The organism is Lactobacillus crispatus, assembly GCF_018987235.1.
GTDB lineage: Bacteria > Bacillota > Bacilli > Lactobacillales > Lactobacillaceae > Lactobacillus > Lactobacillus crispatus.
The window spans coordinates 1,880,157-1,899,708 of record NZ_CP072197.1 but is presented as its reverse complement, the minus strand read 5'-3'; the positions used below and the strand labels follow the sequence as shown (position 1 = coordinate 1,899,708).

Here is a 19,552-nt window from a genome sequence, read left to right as displayed (position 1 = left end):
GAGGGATGAAAATGGCACAGAAAAGAAATCTTGATCTGGATAAAATAATTGATCAAGCTACTGAATTAATTTCTAAAAAAGGACTGACAGCTACAACTTTGCCAGCATTGGCTAAGGCGCTCGATGTCCGCTCACAGTCGCTTTATCATTACGTTTCAGGACGCAAACAATTGCTATCACTAGTTGGTGCAAGACAGATTAAGATCTTACGTCATGAGTTGATGAACGATCTAATCGGTATGTCAGGTAGGGATGCGTTGCTTAAGTTTGCGGATGTTGTGCGCGACTTTTTATTAAGTGATCCGGCTTTATCAAGTATTCTGTATCATTTGAACGAATATCCAAAGGATGCGGCCATCAATCAAGAAATCTTGGATTTAATTAAAATGGGTGAAAGACTTAATTTTAAAAAAGAAAGTGTCATTTCATTTCATGCTTTAATTGGCGCCGTATTAGGGTACGTTTTTTTGGATAAATCGAAGTCTTTTGGAGATGAAACAGAAGATGAATCTAATCGTAATTATCATGAAATGATTTTACGACTTGTAGAACCAGTACCTGATTTACAACAAATAGGGAGGAAATAGGAAAGTGCAGAAATTTCTGAAGAACCATGTTTTCGAACTGATTGCGTGGATTTTAATATTGATTATTTCCGTTGTTGCTTTGCCTAACATTACGCAGCTGACTAATGATCACTCTAACATTACGTTGCCAAGTAATGTGCAAAGCAATGTGGCACAATCAATAGAGAACAATTGGGGCTCGAAAAAGAAAAACACTTATGCAGTAGCACTTGTTTTTAACAAAAAGAGTGGCAAGCTAACTGATGCCGATAAACAGGCTATTAATAATACGCTTGATAAGTTCACTAATGATAAAGGCAAGTACGGAATCAAGGATTCATTACTTCCAGATTCCAATATTGCTACAAGAAAGAAACTTCAATCAAAAGATGGCACGACTTGGGTAGCACAATTTAATGTGGCTAAGAGTCATGGTACGATTGAAAAAGTTTATAACGAAATGAACAAGGCCGCGAAAACGCAAGGGCTTCGTACTTATGTAACGGGTGCGGATGTCTTGCAGCACGACTTCTCCGCTTCAATTCAAGAGGGAATTAAGAAGACTGAAGCCATTACAGTTGTCTTTATCTTTATTGTTTTGGTTATCGTATTTAAGTCACCAATTGTTCCACTTATTTCATTGTTGACAGTTGGTGTTTCATTCCTTACTTCCTTCTCAATTGTTACTAATTTAGTTAAAAGCGCCAATTTCCCGTTTTCAAACTTTACGCAAGTGTTTATGGTTATCGTGCTCTTCGGTATCGGTACCGACTACAACATTTTGCTGTATGACAAGTTTAAAGAAAATCTAGGAAAAGGGATGGACAAGTATAAGGCCATGCATGACGCTTTGCGCAATGCTGGTAAAACAATTCTTTACTCAGGTTCATCCATCTTAATTGGTTTTACTGCTTTAAGTTTAGCTAAATTCTCCGTTTACCAATCAGCTGTTGGTGTTGCGGTCGGCGTTGCTGTTTTATTGGTAGTGCTTTTGACACTCAACCCATTCTTCATGGCTACGCTTGGTAAGAAAATGTTCTGGCCAGTTAAGAAATTTACTGGTGAAAGTGATGACAAGTTATGGCATGGTATTTCATCTGCCACATTGAAGCATCCAATTATTTACTTGGTTGTGTTAGCAGTTGTTGTTGTGCCATTCATGTTAATGTACTCAGGTCACTTGAACTACGATGATACTGATGAAATTGCAGATTCAGTTCCATCTAAGCAAGGTTTGTTGATAGTACAAAAGCACTTCTCTAAAGGGATGGCTGAACCATCATACTTGTACATTCAAAGCAAGCATAGATTAGACAACGAAGAAAATTTGAAGTTAATTGATCAAGTGACTAAGCAACTTCAAGCTTCAAAAGACGTTTCATTTGCGACATCTGTTACAGAACCTTACGGCGAACCAATTGATATGCTTTATGTCAACAATCAATTAAACACGGTTAACGACGGTGTTGATCAAGCTCGTTCAGGTTTGGGTAAATTGAGCAAAGGCTCAAACAAGGTTGCTAACGGTGCTAACAGCTTAAAAGATGGTGCTGATCAACTTCAAAATGGTACTAGTCGTCTTCAAAGTGGCGCTAGCCAATTAGTTAGTGGTACTAATCGTTTGCAAAACGGTGCTAGTCAATTACAAAGTGGTGCAACTCGCCTGCAAAGTGGTTCAGGCCAACTAGTTAGTGGTGCTGATCGCTTACGTAGTGGTGCTTTTCAATTACAAAGCGGCGCTGTTCGTTTACAAACTGGTGCAGGTCGTTTAGAAAGTGGTACTCATGCATTGCAAAGTGGTGCAAGCAGCTTAGTTAGCGGTGCAAATCGTTTGAAGAATGGTGCTAACAGTTTGCAAAGTGGTACCCAACAAATGGTTAACCAATTGCAACAATTGAGTTCACAACTTTCAACTCAATTGAGTGGCTCTAACAAGCAACAACTTGCCCAACTTCAAACTGCTTTGCCACAAATCAATAGTGGTATTCAACAATTGAATCAAGCTATTGGTGGTGGGGTTGATACTTCATCGTTAACTAATAGTTTAGCTACAGTTCAAAAACAAGCTGCAGATCTTGAAAATAGCTTGAAAGAATTGCAAAGTGCAGCAGGTAATGCTGACTCAAGTTCAGTAAATCAATCTGAAATTCAATCAGCAATTTCATCGGCTGTTTCATCAGCTGTGCAATCAGTACCAGCTGATCAAAGACAAGCGGCTCAAGCAGCAGCAACTAAGGCTGCCACTCAAGCGGTTGAATCTGTTGTTCAAAAGGCTCAATCAGGTGCTAATACTGATAAGATGAAGTCAGCAATGGCAAATGCTACTTCAGCAGCTCAGGGCTTGCAAAGCTCAATGGCTGCAATGCAACAAAGTAACTTGATGACTCAGCTTCAAACTTTAAAGGCTCAGGTTAATGCTTTAGCTCAAGCTTCAAACAAGGCTCTTCCAGGTGCAGCAACAGCTTTGAACCAATTAAGTTCAGGCTTAACTCAAGTTCAATCTGCTGCTTCACAAGGTGTAGCTGGTGCACAAAAGCTTAATAACGGTGCTGGTCAATTGAGTAACGGCCTTGGTTCACTTTCATCAGGTGCTAGTCGCCTTGGTGCAGGTGTAAACCAAGTTAATAATGGTGCCGGCCGATTAAATAATGGTCTTGGTACTCTTGCAAGCGGTGCAGGTACGTTGAACAATGGTCTTGGCACTCTTGCAAATGGTGCTGGAACTTTGAATAATGGCTTAGGTACTCTTGCCACTGGTGCCGGTCAGCTTAATAGTGGTATCGGCCAATTAGCTGGTCAAGCTCCACAACTTATTTCAGGTATCAGTCAACTTAACACAGGTGCTGGACAACTCAGTGCTGGCGCTGGTAAGTTGGCAAGCAAAGTTCCACAATTGACTTCAGGTATTGACACTGTTAATAGTGGTTTAGGTCAAGGTGAAACCTACCTCAGAGGTTTAGGTTCATCAGCTGCCGCTGATACTTTCTACATCCCTAAGGAATTCTTGAAGAACGATATGTTCAAGAAGTCAATGGATGTTTACCTCAGCCCAGACAAGAAGTCAGCTCAAATTATTGTTGTCTTTGATTCAAACCCAAGTGCAACCGAAGCTACTAAGAAGTCACAAGAATTAAGTGCTATGGCTAAGAAGTCATTCCAAGGTACTGCTTTGAAGAATGCTAAGGTAGCTATGGGTGGTCAAAGTTCCAAGATTGAAGATACTAAGACAGTTGCCAGTGGCGACTTCCTTAGAACTGCTGCCATCATGTTAATCGGTATCGGCATTGCCTTGATGTTTGTAACTCGTTCACTTTTGCAACCAATCTACATTCTTGGGACTTTGCTTATTGCTTACCTCTGCTCACTTTCAATCAATCAATGGATTGTTAAAGCAGTTCTTGGTAAGTCAATGCTTACTTGGAACACACCATTCTTCAGCTTCATTATGTTGATCGCTTTGGGTGTTGACTACAGTATCTTCCTGATGACTCGTTATCGTGAACTTGAGTCTGAGGGCTACACTACTCCAAGTTCAAGAATCTTGAAGGCATGTGCTATCATTGGTACGGTTGTTATATCAGCCGCAATTATCTTGGGTGGTACTTTTGCAGCCTTGATTCCATCAGGTATTCCAACTTTGATTGAAGTTGCCTTAGCCGTGGATATTGGTTTGCTCATCTTGGTCTTCATTTTGCCAATTACTATGTCAGCAGCTACTAAGTTGACATATGAGGGAATCGACCTTAATAAGTTCGCCAAAAGAAGAAATAAGAAAAATAATTAATAAATAGTTTTTCGACCGAATCGCAATGATTCGGTCTTTTTTTGTTTTGATCTTCAAATTCTGATACATGTTATAATAATGACTAACAGATTGAAAAAGAAGGGAATTCTTATATGACTACTTGTCCAAATTGTGGCCATAAAATTAGTGAAACAGATGATATTTGTCCAAACTGTGGCTTCAATCTAAAAAAATATCGAGACGACTTTTTCACAGATCAGCACCAAAAAGCAAAGTTTGAAGAACCAGATGAAGGCGAAAAGATTATCAGCCGTGCAGCCTATCGGGAAGAATTTATTCCTGAAAAGCAAAATACCACTGTCCAAAGAATGATTGCGTGGGTTAGGAAAAATGCGACCTTAGTCTTCTTATTGGGAGTCTTACTTTTAATCCTAATGAGTTTTTCTAGAGCGGCAGGATGGACTGGCTTTTTAGCCCTAATGGTTTGGCTTTATATTGTGTGTGATCGTAAAGATAAGATCGAGCAGTATACGGTTGATAAGCGATTAACGCAAAAGATTGACCGAATTGGTTCCGATGTCTTTAACCGGGTGGATGCACGTGAAAGTAAAGTCAAAGCGAAAAACCGAGAATTTGTGCAAAAATATCCTCGGGTTGAAAATCATGTACGTGAAATAAAAAATGTTCGCAAACATCACTTTAATTATGTGCAGATTTCAGTTATTTTTACGGCTTTAGTTAGTCTAATCGTTCTCTTTACCGACTCGGGTGCTTCGGCTTATACGCAGAGAATATCTATTTCCAATGTACTGTTCGGTTTAGCAGGGCGCTTGCTTTCATCCGGCGTGACATCATGGTATGCACTTATTCTTTACATTGTCTGGTTGCTACTATTCTTGTTCCCAATTTTCATTATTTATAATATTTTGAAAAATACTAAGGCTAGTCAGACTTTGGCCTTCTTCCTTTCTTTGATTGAATCAATCTTTTTGATTTATATGATTTTTCAAATATCAAGCGCAGCACATGCTTCAACTGGGGTGCTGGCTCAATTGACGAGTCAGCTTATGTCATATGCAGTTTCTCTCGGGGCCTCAGCTTACTTTATGATTTTGGCTAGCGTGTTGACCACGATTTTGGCTGGATATAATCTTTTTAAAAAGAAATAGAATTAATAATAAGTAAAAGAAATACGCTGGTTAAGTTGCCAGCGTATTTTCTACCCAAAGTCAAGTATTATCAATGATTTAAGAAAATAAATTTACTTGTTTTAATGATGCGAATAAGGTTAAAGCAAATAAGAGTTTAAATTTAAGAAAAAGCGAAAGTACCACAAATAAGCCTATGAATACTTGTAGTTTTTCCATAGGTTGCTTATACTTAAGTTGATTATTTGATTTCAGCTAAAGTCTTTTATTTTCGGTGGCTATGTTGTAATCATATAATTGATCATGTTTGATAAGAGCAAACATTGTGCGTATCAGTTTATGGACTGATGCAATGGCGATTTTCTTATAGCCTTGGCTATTTGAAGATCGTTTTTTCTTGTCATAATAATCAGTTATATGGCAAGGCTGCGTAGCCTTTACCGTCTCCATTTGAGTAATAACTCGATAAAGTATTTTTCTGGCAATATGATTGCCATGCTTGGTAATGCCAAGAGAACTGTCTTTTTCACCAGATTGGTACCTTCCTGGATCAATGCCAACAAACGCATCAATTTGAGCTGAAGTGCTAAACCGTCTTAGATCACCGAGCTCTGCTACTAATCTCACTGCTGTAATTCTAGCAACCCCTGGGATACTCAAATAGATGGATAAAGCACGAGCGTTTACTGCTTTAGCCAGCTTTTCCATGTAGTTAATTACATAGTCGCGTTCTTGCTGGAGTGAAAATAAATTAGAAATGTTCCTTTGAATAGCTCTAACGATAATACTATCTTTGGAATCATAAGGATAAGCTTCTCTAGCAAAAGCGTATAATCTTGTGGTTAAGTACCGTGCCCTTTGTTGTCCTATTCCAGAAATAGAATTAAGCATTTGAGTTACCTGTGTCTCATTCTTTTCTAGAACATATCCAGCATGTGGGAAAAGACTAACAAGCGCCCAATAAATTCTGCCAGATGGATGAGACAGTATTTCTTCAATTTGTGGGAAAGTGGATTGGAGGTTGCGGTGCAATTGATTTTTAGTAGTAACTATACTCCTAGTAAGTTCTTCATAATAGCGACTGGCATTCTGAAGTTCATGATACTCTCTGGGCTGTGGATCACGCAGCTTTTGCGGGGCATTAAATTGAATTAAAGCCAGGCGATAAGCATCTACCTTATCAGTTTTATTATGGCGTAAATTATTGTCCATTAGCTTTTTCGCTTTAAGCGGATTAAGCTTCAAATACTTAATATGATAATCCTCTAAGAAAGCTTGCAGGCTTAGAGAATAAACACCAGTAGCTTCGAAAACAACTAAAGGAGTTATCAAATATTGGTTCAGTTGCTCATAAAGTTTTTGATAGCCAAAGGAATCATTAGAGATTCTAAAAGATTCGCCTTGTTTGATCCGGTCATTAACCACACAAACTGTGGAAGATTTACTGCTAACATCAATACCGAAAATAATTTGTGATTCCATAATATAACCTCCGCTGTGAAGATAAACCTCTTTATCAACCTATTAATTCTAATTTTCTAAACACGGCATCTAAGTGCCCACAGACTTCGAAGAGACTTAAGAATAGGTGGTAAAGCAGTCCGTTTCTTTTACGACATCAAGTGTCTAAAAAGCTGAAGACTTGATTTGCTTTATCTTCACTTTCTATTTTAGACAAAATAAAAAGTGCCAGATCGTGAATCCGTCGATTCATGATCCAACACTAGGTTAGTATGTTTCTTTTATCGAAAAATTACTATTGATTATTCTTAGTAACATCAATTACTAAGTGTTCGTTAACAAAGGCCATCATGCCCAAGTCACTTAATTCACGACCGTAGCCAGACTTCTTCACGCCGCCAAATGGCAATTCACCAGAGGTAATCCAGCGGCCATTGATGACAGTCATACCAGTTTCAATTTGAGCGGCCACGTTTTGAGCACGTTCGATATCGTTAGAGATAACAGATGAACCTAAGCCATAGCTAGAATCATTTGCAAGCTGAATGGCATCGTCATCATCGTCAACTACAAAGACTTCTGCTACAGGGCCAAATAATTCTTCATCATAAATAGGATTTTCTTTGTCGATGTTAGTCAAAATTACAGGTCTGAAGAAGGCACCTTTAGAATCAATCTCTGGATATTGGTAAAAAATCTCGGCTCCTGCGTCAACGGCCTTTTTAACCTGAGCTTTTAATTTTTCCTTAGCACGTTCGGAATTCATTGGTGGCAAGGTAGTATCGGCTTCAAGTGGGTCACCCGCTTTAAGGTTAGAGAAGACGTTTTTAAGCGTATGTAGCACTTCCTCATAATGAGATTTTTCAACAATAATTCTCTTGGATGAAGTACATACCTGGCCATCGTTATAAGTTCTAGCATCGCCTAAAACGTTACGCAATACTTGCGGATCTGCATCATCTAAAACGATAAATGCGTCATTGCCGCCAAGCTCCATGGTTGATTTCTTTAAATTTTTACCAGCAGCTTCGGCAACAGCTGAACCGCCACGTTCTGAACCAGTTAATGCAACGCCTTGAACTCTAGGGTCGGCAATAATATCGCTTAATTGATCATAGGTTGGATAAAGGTTAATTAAGCTGCCTTCAGGAGCACCAGCACGTCTGATGATTTTAGCGGTTAAAGCAGCAGAACCTGGAACATTGTGGGCGTGCTTCAGTAAGATTGGGTTACCCACGATAAAGTTAGGAGCGAAGACCCGGATAACTTGGTAAAGTGGGAAATTCCATGGTTCACAAGCCATAATAACGCCAGTTGATTGCTTCAAATAATAGGCATTGCCTAAGTCTGATTCGATTGGAGTAGGAGCCAACATTTTGACCCCGTTTTTGGCATAGTAATCACAAATTGAAGCACATAATTCAACTTCTTCTCTTGATTCGCGCAAAAGCTTTCCCATTTCCAGAGTCATCATTTTGGCTAAGTCATCTTCATGCTCGCGCAAAGCATCTGCTATCTTGTGTAATTGACGACTGCGGGTCTCAGGATTTTCATGACGCCATTTTTTATATAAAGCGTGTGCTAAGTTAATGGCATCGTCAATTTGTGCGGCAGTAGAATTGTCATAGCTTGCAAATTCTTCGTTAGTATATGGATTAATTGATTGATATCTAGACAAAATAATTCCTCCAATAAGTTTTATGTTTAGCTTTAATAAGTTATGTTTCTATTATAAAGCGTTTACAATGAAAACACAGCTATTTGTGCTTTTAGTTGTAAAAAAGTCATGCTAAAATGAAAAATAATTTTATTTTGTAAGTTTTAAACATTGAAGGGACAAAAGCATGAACAAACAAGTTTCAACTGCTAAGATTTATTTAGGCACTCCATTTTACAATGATGATCAACGTGCTAGAGTTGATAAGGCTCGTGCCTTGTTAGAAGAAAATCCGACAGTGGTCAGAGTGCATTTTCCGTTTGATCAAAATTTTGTTGATCCGGATGAAAAGAATCCTGAAATTGGTGGCATTCGCAGCATGACTTGGCGCCTTGCCACTTATAACAATGACCTGGAAGGTTTAGTTAACTCTACATGTGGCGTCTTCTTGTATGACATGGACAATGTAGATGATGGTAGTGCTTTTGAAATTGGTTTCATGCGTGCTTTGCATAAGCCTGTAGTCTTGGTAACCTTCACTAAGGATCTAGACAAGGATAAAGTAATGAACCTGATGATTGCTCAAGGTGTTACTACAATTATTGATGGTAATACTGAACTGGACAAACTTGCTAACTTTGATTTCAATACAGTACCTGCTAAGCCAGTTACTGGTTACAAGATTATCTAAAAAAATCCCCATTTTGTAGGCATTTTCACTACAAATGGGGATTTTTCGAATTCTTTTTTTTAAATTATTATTCTCCTGAATTGTCAAATTAAGTGCAACAGTTAGGCTATGAGGAAATATATTGCTTGAAGAGTTCTTCTGCTGTGTGATATTGAAGGATTCGACGATGTTTGCGGTTAATGGCATCAGTTGCCTGTTGAACATAAGCAGCTGACTTATCTTTCATGCTTTTGCCTTTAGGGAAGAATTGACGCAGAAGTCCATTGCAGTTCTCATTGGTGCCTCTTTCCCATGGAGAATATGGGTGGGCGAAGTAGATCTGGCAGCCTTTGATCTTGGTCATATCCGCAAACTCAGAGCCATTGTCAAACGTGATCGATTTAAACCAGGCAGGATGTCTGTCAATCTCATTTTGAAGCAGCCTTTGGCATGTGCTTGCCCGATAGTCAGGAATCTTGATAACTACTTCAAAGCGTGTGGTTCTTTCGGTCAAAGTCATTAAAGCAGGCTGATTCTTGCGTCTGACGCCTTTAACCAGATCTCCTTCCCAGTGCAGCGGCGTTTTTCTGTCTTCAATCTCTTTAGGACGCTGTTCAATGGAATTGCCAAGATTCTTCTTGTGCAAAGCATGACCGCTCTGGCCGTGATGACGCTTGTTCCTGCGTCTTTTGAGCTTCATAGGCAGATCAATATTGCTTATGTCCAGCAAGCCCTGATCAATATAGCGATAGACAGTTGGTGTGCTGGGACAAGGGTAGCCTGGCATAGTCCTTTTGAATTCACCAACGAATTCATCGATGCTGGTGGCATCAAATTTAGCTTTGAAGCGTCTGGAGAGCATTCTCAAAAAGACAGCATAATGCTTCAATGGATTGCGCTGATAGCAGTTTTTGCGACGCTTCTCATAATAAAGCTGTGCAGTATCAGCGTAATAGTGCTCATACAATAAATAGCTGCTGTCTCTTTGCAGGACGCTTCCGCGTTTGATTTCGCGACTGATTGTCGACTTATGGCAGCCGACTTCTTGAGCGATAACAGTACGGGAAGTTATGCCGGAATCCAGCATTGCTTGAATTTGTCCACGTTGTACGCTGGTTAATTGATGATAGTGCTTAGAAATGCTAGAATTTGAATTGGTCATGAAGATCTTCCTTTCTTGATTTTTCGTCACTTCAAGTTTAGGTCTTCATGGCCTTTTTGTTTAACACTTGGTGTTGCACTTCAATTTTAAATCCGGGAAATTATTATTCTTAATCTTAGCTTAATTATTCTAATAACCAATCTAAAATATTAAGTTGCTTTATTCCGTTAAAATTATCATTTTTTCCAAATTCATTCATTATTAATAGAAATTTTGGATAATGATCATTAATCTTGTTAAACGGTTTTAATTCGCGCTCTAAGGTCTTTTCATCTAGCACTGTTTCGGACACTTGATAATAAAAAATTTCGTTATTCTTTCTTGCGACAAAATCAATTTCACCATTAGGGATGCTACCTACAGTAACGTTATATCCACGACTAAGCAACTCAAGATAAACAATATTTTCAATTATATGTCCACGATCTTTTTTGTGACTTGCCAACAAATGATATATAAGCCCAGTATCAACAATGTAATATTTTTTTAGCGAACCTAGCTGCTCTTTTCCATGAATATCGAATCGTGAAACGTCATAGATAATCAAACTGTCGAGTAACGCATTAATATACCGTTCTACCGTATTTGGTGTGATTTTATGTCCCATTGAAGTTAACGTATTGGCAATTTTTCGAATGGATAAATAGCTACCAATACTGTCAAACATAAACTTGATAATTCGTTCCAAAGTCAACCTATCTGAAACTCCTAAACAGCGTTCATTTAATTGATCATTTATACTAATTTTATCATTTTTGAAAAATCAAATGAACAATCTTGCTGATTTCTATAAAAATGATCATTTAATTGATCACTTTTACGAAAATAAAAGAGCTTGCTCAAGTAAATGAACAAACTCTTATTACTATATTTCAAATTGGATCTTAGTCATTTAATTTTTTTAGTAATTTTTTAGCCTGATTTAGCGTAATCGTGTTGCGGTTGATTCGGGCAAAAGCACAGGCATCATGCAAATGTTGGATAGCAATTGCTTTCTTTTTTGACTGATCAATATCATTCATGCCTTGCCGCAATAGGATGCGTGCCATGTAAAAAATCACGTGCTTCTCAGCGCCAATCTTATAGGCATAGCGCAACAATGCATTAGACTCACGATACATTTTTCGTTCGCCATAGAATTCACCGGCATCACATAAAATACTTAAGGCATGCATTGTAGTCAAAATGTTATCGATCTTGACGTCCATAATGTTCTTTAATACTTGACTATAATAGTGCTCGGCTTTCTCTGTTTCACCTTGTTTAGCATAGATTTGACTACAACCATTTAATGCCAACAAGCGGTAAATATCATTTTCAGGCAATTCCTGGGTGGTCAAGATATTGTTGAAATAAAAGAGCGCACTCATTTGATTGCGATCACTTCTTAGAGCATATTGTCCGCGCAAATAGTGATAATGAATCCGATTTGTTTGGCGTTTTAGGTCTACTTCGGGGTTGATTTGTGAAAGTAAAGTAAAAATTTTACTGTAATCAAAATTGATAAAGGCAAAATCCGCTTCAAACAGGATATGCGCGATATATTTGTGCTCACTGCTGTCCATAATATCGCTAACATCAATATCCATCCGTTCACAAAGCTGCTTAAGAATTTTAAATGAAGGTACCTGTCCGTTGTTTTCAAACTTACTTAAGGTTGACTGCGTGCAAATGCCGCGGCAAAGTTCAGTTTGCGATAGCCTTAATTTTTTTCTGGCTTGAACAAATTTTTCTATGTTGATCATACTTAATCTTGTCTCTTAATAGTTTGATATAAAAAATCGAGCGATTCGTCTACATAATCGGGACCATAAGCCATGGCGTGACCGTGACCAGGAATTACGAGGAGCTGTACGCCTAAGTTTTTGTCAGCTAAGAACTTAACAAAATCCAATACTGTAGCTAGTGGTGTCAACTCATCTGCGGAATTAATCATCATTAATTGCTTGAGATGGCTATAGTCAAATGACTTAGCGTCTAATTTTTGTAATACAGCCTCATCTTCAGTACCTGTGTAGGTTAATGTGAAGTACTTGTAGAAAGATTGTCTGATCTTTTCAGGATCGGTAATGCCAAAATCGTTAGCGGCATCTGAGGATGCTTTAGTATCTTGATGATCTTTAATCCAGTTTGAATATTCAACTGGAGCAGACCAGGTGACAGTAGGGAAACCGTATTTCCCAGCAACCTCAATTGCCATTTCACCGCCAACGCTGGCTCCAATTTGAACAATGTTTTTGACATCGTCTTGATCAGTGTATTCAGAATTCAACAGCCAGTCGACAAAGTGCAATGCATCTTCATGAGCAGCAGGAAAGTGGTATTTAGGTGCTAAGGAGTAGTCGGGGATGAAGGTCATAAAGCCCGCATTAGCAAAGCGAATACCTAGATTTTTTACGCTTTCTTTATTACCTCTAAACCAGCCACCGCCATGCCAGAAGATTAAAATCTTGGTATTAGAAGATGTATCATTAGGATAGTAAATATCCGTTTTTAATTCTTTAGTCTTGTCATAAACAATATCATTCTTAATTACAACCATAAGATGCCTACCTTTCTAATAACTTATTAACTTTATTATATAGTATCTGCCCAAAGTAGCTAAAATAATAAAACTTTTTTTAGATTTGCATGTTTACGGTATCTGGGCTGGATTTTTGTTAAAATTGAACTACTAGGCGATGAAGGAAGGCGAGAAAATGCATCTATCGACTAAGGCTAGTCGTAAATTAATCAATATTGCAACTATAGTTTGTGGAATCGCAATCGTGTTGCTGGTGATTTATTGGTACCGTTTGGGGATCTTTACCGATCAAGCTAAAATGCGGGCTTATCTGGCTAATAAACAAATTGTTGGTCCGATTATTTTCGTGTTGATTCAAATTGTTCAGGTAGTTATTCCGATTATTCCTGGGGGCGTGTCTTTATTAGGAGGCGTGGTCTTCTTTGGCCCAGTTGCTGGGTTTATTTATAACTACGTGGGGATTTGTATTGGCTCAATTATCAACTTCTTTTTAGCTAGACACTACGGCCGGCCCTTTATTTTGCATATTGTTTCGGAAGAAACGCTTGATAAATATATGAAGTGGACAGAGAATCAGAATAAATTTAATTGGTTCTTTGCATTATGTATTCTCGCCCCAGCAGCTCCCGATGACGTGCTTTGCCTGCTAGCAGGATTGACTAAAATGAAGTTTTGGACTTATTTTTGGATTATTATTTTGTGTAAGCCATGGACAATTGCGGCCTATAGTATAGGCCTACAGTTTGGTGCAAAGTGGCTCTTGAAGCTGATGGGTAACTAATGCTTGAATCTAAGAGAATATATTTGAGACCTTTTGAAGAAAGGGACGCGCAGCAATTACTGAAGTGGGGTGGCAATCCCCGCTACCACAAGATGGCTGGCTTTGAGGAATACCGCAATCTGACTGAGGCGGTTAATGGCGTGAAGCAATATATGTCGCGTCCTGAAAGTTATGTCGTTTGCTTGCGCAAGAACAATGAAGTGATCGGTCTGGTTGAATTGTATGAACGCGGCTTAGATGAAAAGAGTGGCCTATTAAAGACTAAAGAAGTTGGCTTTTTGCTAGATCAGTCGTTTGAAGGTCACGGCTATATGACTGAAGCTTTACGATTGATTTTGACCTATGCTTTTAAAAAGAAAAAGCAAGTAGAAGTCTGGGCTGGAACTTTTGCCGATAATGAAAAATCACAGAAATTGCTTAAAACACTAGGATTTCAGTATGTTTATACTGTCGATTACACACAAGTTAGTGCACTTTTTTCGTTTAAAGAAAAATATTATTTGCTCAAAAAAGAAGAATGGCTTAAAATAAATGCAAACACGAAATCCTAAGACTGCTTCAGAGAGTTCACGGTTGGTGCGAGTGAATGCATAGTCGCTTCCAGATTTCAATAATGTGGGCAATTAATAGTTGCACGGTTTGACGTCGTTACTCGTCTGGTAAAGAGGTGCAGTCTAGATAGACTGAAGCTGGGTGGTACCGCGAAACCGTGTAAGAGCCGATTCGTCCCAAGTGTAGGGATAAGTCGGCTCTTTTTTTATGCATATCATGGAGGTTTTATATGCTTGATATTAAAGTGATTCGTGAGAATCTTGACTGGTCAAAGAAGAAATTGGCTACACGTGGCATTAAGCCAGAAGAATTAGATGAATTAGTTGAAATTGACGCTAAGCGTCGTAAGGATTTGACTAAGAGTGAACAATTAAAGGCTAAGCGTAACGACGTTTCTAAGCAAATTGCAGAAAAAAAGCGTAACAAAGAAGATGCTAGCGATGCAATTGCTGCTATGCGTGAAGTAGGTAAGGAAATCAAAGACTTAGATAAGGAAGTTGCGGAATTAACTGAAAAGCAAAACTACATCTTGCTTAGATTGCCTAACTTCCCAGCTGATTCAGACCCAATTGGTCCGGACGATAGCTACAACGAAGAAGTTCGTAAGTGGCACCCAACTACTGAATTTAACTTTAAGCCAAAGGCTCACTGGGATATTGGTACTGACCTTGGCATCTTAGACTGGGACCGTGCTTCAAAGGTTTCAGGTGCACGTTTTGTTTACTACATCGGTGCTGGTGCGCTTTTGGAACGTGCTGTCTTCAACTTCTTCCTTGATGAAAACACTAAGGAAGGTTATACCGAAATTATCCCACCATACTTGGTAAACGATGCATCAATGCAAGGAACTGGTCAATTCCCTAAGTTCCACGAAGATGTTTATACCATCGTTGATAATGATGATCCAGATAAGCCACGTGACTTAACTTTGATCCCAACTGCTGAAGTTCCATTGGTAAACTACTTCAGAAATGAAATTATTCATGAAAACAAGTTGCCAATCAATGTTACTGCATTGTCACCAGCATTCAGAAGTGAAGCAGGGTCAGCAGGACGGGACACTCGTGGTTTGATTAGAATGCACGAATTCCGTAAGGTTGAAATGGTTAAGGTATGTAAGCCTGACGAATCATGGGATGAACTCGAGAAGTTAACTCATAATGCGGAACACTTATTGCAAAAGTTGGGCCTGCCATATCACGTAGTTGCTCTTTCAACTGGGGATGCAAGTTTTACTAGTGCTAAGACTTACGACCTTGAAGTTTGGATGCCTGCACAAGACAAGTACCGTGAAATCTCAAGTTGTTCAAACTGTACTGACTTCCAAGCTCGCCGTGCACAAATTCGTTACCGTGATGAAGACGGCAAGCTTCACTTGGCACACACTTTAAATGGCTCAGGTTTGGCTGTTGGTCGTTGTGTAGCTGCTATTTTGGAAAATTACCAAAACGAAGATGGTTCAGTAACTGTTCCTGATGTACTTGTTCCTTACATGAATGGTATGAAGAAGATTACTAAAGAATCAGGTTTAATTTAATTCCTAAATTTAATTAAAAAATGAGCACAATAAAATCGTTATTTTAGTTGTTGTGACTGACAACTTAAAATAACGATTTTTTTGCATATAATTTAAGCCTGCTTTTTGTTGTGATTTATGTTAGGGATTAAAATAGATGAATAGAATAAAACCGCGTAATAGAAAGACTATAAGTTAGAGATAAAACATAACTTAAGGGGATTGAGAGACTATGACTTTTAATAAAAATGACTTTGAAGGCAAGCAGCGCTTTAGTATTAGAAAATTGAACATTGGAGTTTGTTCCGTTTTGCTTTCAACTTTGCTTTGGACGATGAATACAAGTCAAACGGTTCATGCGGATACTACGGATCCAGTAGAAACAGAAGAGGTTGAGTCGGCTAAGAAGACTACCACAGATACTGGAAATGATCAGACTACGACAGCTGATAAGAATGATAACGATACTACTGCTCAAAAAGAAGTTAGCGGTACCGATCCTTTGACTAGCAAAAATTCAACCGAGCAGAATTCAACTAAACAGGCAGAAGATAAAAAAGCTACTAGTCCAGAAGATACTAAAGGTGTTTCTACTCAAAATAATAAGGAAGTTTCTTATAGTGCTTACAATAAGAGCGGCGATTCAGGTCAGCAAACTACTTTCACTCAAGGCACCGACAGTTATCAGCCAAACTATATTATTTCCCGCTTGCAAACAAATGCTGATGGCTTAGTGAGTGGCAAGCAAAATGCTACTATTCGCGTTACTGTTCCAAATGGTACGCTTGGTGCTCAATATGATGCAGATGGTAAGTATTACTACTACGAATTGAATGCTAATGTTAATGTTGCGCAAAAGGTGACGTTTGAATTTGTAGACCAGTACAACAATAATGCGGTTGTCGGTCAAACTTATTCACAAGAATTTATCCCTGGTGTTCAAACTAACCTCAACTTTAATATGACCATTCCAACTGATCCAGAAGGTTATGGTTACGAATTAGCAAACGGTGCGTCAATTCCAGGACAATGCACTTTGCCTGCTTTTACGCAAATCTTCCTAACGCATCAGTTTATGAAGCCCGTCCAGTTCACACTGTTTTGTATATTCCAGTAAAACAGCAAGCGAGAACAGTAACGGCTAAATATGTAATTGCTGGTGGTGACAAAAATGGTCAACAATTTGCACCTGATTCACAAATACAGGTATTCTATGCCCAGACTGGTAGTTTAAATGTTGCTAATAACACGATTACTTATGGTAATTGGCAATGGGATCAAACAGCAGGTGATTCAACAACGCCAGGATTTAAAGTGATTTCTGGTTCATGGAGTCTACCTAAAGAAGCTGGACAAACTTGGCAAGTTAATGTTCCTGATCCAGGCAAGGATTATGTTGTTGTAAATATACGTATGGTAAAAATAGTACTAATTTAAGCTACACTGCTAAAGATGGTGACTTGATCTTTGATCAAACCCCAGGCAATGTCGGTGAATACCACGTGGAATTATCTGCGCAAGGGTTGGCTAACATTGAAAAAGCTTTGGGTACTAACTACGCATACCCACAAGTAGCAGCTGATGTAACTACTAAGGGTACATTAACCAGGGCGAAGCTACTGTTACCCTGAATAGTGGTGACAGCAAGACTTATGATGCTAAGCAAACCTTACCAAGTGGACTTAACTTGAATAAGTACAACGTAACCTACGATGCGACGGTTTACTCCGCTGATGGTGAAGCTCAGACACTTAAGTTAACTGCTGACGATTTGCAAATTGTTGGTAATGCAACGAATGTCGGTACTTACCAAGTTAAATTGTCACAGGCTGGTCAAGAAAAGCTTAAGCAACTAACTGGTAATAATGGTGCTAACTACAAGTGGACATTTAAGACAACAGCTAACTACATAGTTACTGCAGCCACTGCTGACGCAAAACTTAATGGCTCTAACCAAAAGACATTTGATGGTACAGCTGTAACAACTGCACAAGTTAACAGCAATGGTCAAATTTTAGTTCACTTTACTTTCCCAGGTCCAACTACCGAAAGTACGTATGCTCTGCAAGACGGTGATTATATTTGAAATGCTGGCAGCGCACCAGTTAATGCTGGTACTTACACGATTAAGCTGAGTGCCAATGGTATTGTTAACTTGCAAAAAGCCCTTAACCAATACGCTGGTCAAGGAAATGTCACCTTGGATGCTGAAGACCTGCTAGGCTCTGCCACTTACACAATTAAACAAAAGGATCTTAATGTAGTTCTTGACGGTAATAGTAAGGGCGCAGATGGCAAGACGTACGATGGTCAACCTGCAACGATTAACACTCAAGCTACCAACTTCGGTGTATTCACTCCAATTGGTTTAGTAAGCGGTGAAACGTTGAATACTGCTAACCTAGCAGCTGGTGATTATGAATAGGTCGATGCCAATGGTAAGCCAATTTCTGCGCCAACAAATGCCGGTACTTACTACATTGCCTTAACTGCTAAGGGATTGAAAAAATTGCAAGATGATAATCCTAACTATAGTCAAGAAAGCACTGTACCAGTAATTGATGGAACAAACTTTAAAGTTAATGTTCCAACTGCTATTACAGTTCCGGCAGGTTTGACTTATGAATTTGCAAATGGAATTCCAGCTGAATCTGGCGTTGCTGGCTCAACTGTTGATAACCTTGATTTGAAGCTTCCAGAGAACTACGAGTTAGCACCAGATCAAGAATTGCCAACTAGCTATACTTTTGGCAAGGCATTAAGTCAGAACTTGTACATTAAATTAGTTCACAAGACAGCAATCGTTGATCCAACTGATTCAGCAACCAATCCTACTAAGGATGAAAGCTGGTTCAAGAAAAATGACCTAGTTAAGGATGTCACCCGAACCATTAATTACGAAGGTTTGAGTGAAGAACAACTAGCTCAGATTTCAGAAGATCAAAAGAAACAGACCGTTGAATTTACGCGGACTGCCGTATATGATTTGGTTACTGGAAAGCTGGTTGCCAATAGTGAAGGCCAATGGACTGCGGTAGATGGTAAGGATACATTTGCTGGATTTACGCCGAAGGAATTTGCTGGCTATACCACAAATCCTAACAAGGTTGAACAAGTGAAAGTAACTGGCAATGATAAGGATAGTGAAGTCACTGTTACTTATACTGTCAACACTCAAACGGGGAAGATTTCTTACGTTGATAGTGATGGCAAAGAAGTAGGGCAAACTCCGCTTAGTGGCAAGACCGGTGAAACAGTAGATGTAAATCCACAAGTTCCAGCAGGATGGAAGATTGTTTCAGGACAGGATATTCCTAAGACAGTAGTTGCAACTGCTGATGGCATTCCAACTATAACTGTAAGGGTTGAACACGACACCATTATTGTTACTCCAGAAACTCCACCAAGGGATGTTCCAACAGGTCCAGTGCCAGGTGATTCAAGTAAGAACTATGATCACTTCGATACTTTGACTAAGACTCCAACTAGAATAATTACAGTCATTACGCCTTTTGGTGCTAAGCTGATTATCACTCAAAAAGTAACGTTTGATAAAGTTACTGGCAAAGTTACATACAGTGAGTGGAAGGTAGATGGTAATACTCAGTGGGATGCATATACTGCTCCAACATTTAGTGGCTACACTGCTTCACAAAGTAAGGTGGCAGCGGAAAAGGTTTCAGTAGATACGGCTGACAGTAATATTAAAATTACTTACAAGCAAGATGAAGTACCAGCTCCAGAGCCGAAGCCAGATAAACCTGACAAAC

Annotated in this window: 15 protein-coding genes and 1 pseudogene; 10 read left to right on the top strand and 6 right to left on the bottom strand. The window is 38.9% G+C overall.

Translation table 11 applies throughout. The features are described 5' to 3' along the window. Positions 1–11 precede the first annotated feature (11 nt). The 3 genes from J6L97_RS09195 to J6L97_RS09185 all read left to right on the top strand — a co-directional run bounded on the left by J6L97_RS09195 (position 12) and on the right by J6L97_RS09185 (position 5,480). The gene (locus J6L97_RS09195; RefSeq protein ID WP_005727331.1) at positions 12–587 is read left to right on the top strand and encodes a TetR/AcrR family transcriptional regulator; all 576 of its coding nucleotides are present in this window, start codon (positions 12–14) and stop codon (positions 585–587) included. A gap of 4 nt (positions 588–591) precedes the next feature. After that, a complete protein-coding gene (locus J6L97_RS09190) occupies positions 592–4,350 on the top strand; it encodes an MMPL family transporter (RefSeq protein WP_054832918.1) in 3,759 nt (1,252 codons plus the stop codon). A gap of 113 nt (positions 4,351–4,463) precedes the next feature. Then, positions 4,464–5,480 carry a zinc ribbon domain-containing protein gene (locus J6L97_RS09185; RefSeq protein WP_057726836.1) on the top strand — a complete coding sequence of 339 codons (1,017 nt, stop codon included), beginning with the start codon at positions 4,464–4,466 and terminating at the stop codon, positions 5,478–5,480. Between the two features lie 234 nt (positions 5,481–5,714). On the opposite strand, the gene J6L97_RS09180 is transcribed toward J6L97_RS09185, so the two are convergent. Then, complete coding sequence (locus tag J6L97_RS09180; RefSeq protein WP_080668519.1) at positions 5,715–6,944, bottom strand: IS110 family RNA-guided transposase; 1,230 nt, start codon at positions 6,942–6,944, stop codon at positions 5,715–5,717. A gap of 271 nt (positions 6,945–7,215) precedes the next feature. After that, positions 7,216–8,598, bottom strand: coding sequence for an NAD-dependent succinate-semialdehyde dehydrogenase (locus tag J6L97_RS09175; protein WP_057727067.1), 1,383 nt, complete (start codon positions 8,596–8,598; stop codon positions 7,216–7,218). 166 nt (positions 8,599–8,764) lie between these two features. Between J6L97_RS09175 and J6L97_RS09170 the strand changes: the two genes are divergently transcribed. Next, a complete protein-coding gene (locus J6L97_RS09170; RefSeq protein ID WP_054833084.1) occupies positions 8,765–9,268 on the top strand; it encodes a nucleoside 2-deoxyribosyltransferase in 504 nt (167 codons plus the stop codon). Between the two features lie 106 nt (positions 9,269–9,374). Here the strand turns inward: J6L97_RS09170 and J6L97_RS09165 are convergent, their stop codons facing one another. From J6L97_RS09165 to J6L97_RS09150, 4 genes are all read right to left on the bottom strand, one after another. Beyond that, the gene (locus J6L97_RS09165) at positions 9,375–10,409 is read right to left on the bottom strand and encodes an IS30 family transposase (RefSeq protein WP_123811765.1); all 1,035 of its coding nucleotides are present in this window, start codon (positions 10,407–10,409) and stop codon (positions 9,375–9,377) included. Between the two features lie 124 nt (positions 10,410–10,533). After that, positions 10,534–11,148 (bottom strand): ATP-binding protein, encoded by a 615-nt coding sequence (locus tag J6L97_RS09160; RefSeq protein ID WP_425255973.1) that lies wholly within the window; start codon positions 11,146–11,148, stop codon positions 10,534–10,536. A 145-nt stretch (positions 11,149–11,293) separates the two neighbouring features. Then, positions 11,294–12,154 (bottom strand): helix-turn-helix domain-containing protein, encoded by an 861-nt coding sequence (locus J6L97_RS09155; RefSeq protein ID WP_057726973.1) that lies wholly within the window; start codon positions 12,152–12,154, stop codon positions 11,294–11,296. A gap of 2 nt (positions 12,155–12,156) precedes the next feature. Beyond that, on the bottom strand, positions 12,157–12,951 hold the full coding sequence (locus J6L97_RS09150; RefSeq protein ID WP_054832998.1) for an alpha/beta hydrolase: 795 nt from the start codon (positions 12,949–12,951) through the stop codon (positions 12,157–12,159). A gap of 157 nt (positions 12,952–13,108) precedes the next feature. Between J6L97_RS09150 and J6L97_RS09145 the strand changes: the two genes are divergently transcribed. The 6 genes and pseudogenes from J6L97_RS09145 to J6L97_RS11380 form a co-directional block, all read left to right on the top strand. Next, entirely contained in the window at positions 13,109–13,714 is a 606-nt protein-coding gene (locus J6L97_RS09145) for a TVP38/TMEM64 family protein (protein WP_005727220.1), read from the top strand. Next, positions 13,714–14,265, top strand: coding sequence for a GNAT family N-acetyltransferase (locus J6L97_RS09140; RefSeq protein ID WP_005727319.1), 552 nt, complete (start codon positions 13,714–13,716; stop codon positions 14,263–14,265). Before J6L97_RS09145 ends, J6L97_RS09140 begins: the two co-directional genes overlap by 1 nt. A 230-nt stretch (positions 14,266–14,495) precedes the next feature. Further along, positions 14,496–15,803 (top strand): serine--tRNA ligase, encoded by a 1,308-nt coding sequence (serS, locus tag J6L97_RS09135; RefSeq protein WP_013086796.1) that lies wholly within the window; start codon positions 14,496–14,498, stop codon positions 15,801–15,803. 211 nt (positions 15,804–16,014) lie between these two features. Then, entirely contained in the window at positions 16,015–16,899 is an 885-nt protein-coding gene (locus J6L97_RS11145) for a YSIRK-type signal peptide-containing protein (RefSeq protein WP_223876380.1), read from the top strand. Next, positions 16,884–17,219, top strand: a complete 336-nt coding sequence (locus tag J6L97_RS09125) for a hypothetical protein (RefSeq protein WP_054832995.1) — start codon at positions 16,884–16,886, stop codon at positions 17,217–17,219. The genes J6L97_RS11145 and J6L97_RS09125 overlap by 16 nt, the downstream gene beginning before the upstream one ends. Next, positions 17,201–19,473 (top strand): annotated as a pseudogene (locus J6L97_RS11380) (MBG domain-containing protein); the annotation flags it as partial. The gene J6L97_RS09125 and the pseudogene J6L97_RS11380, both read left to right, overlap by 19 nt. Positions 19,474–19,552 lie beyond the last annotated feature (79 nt).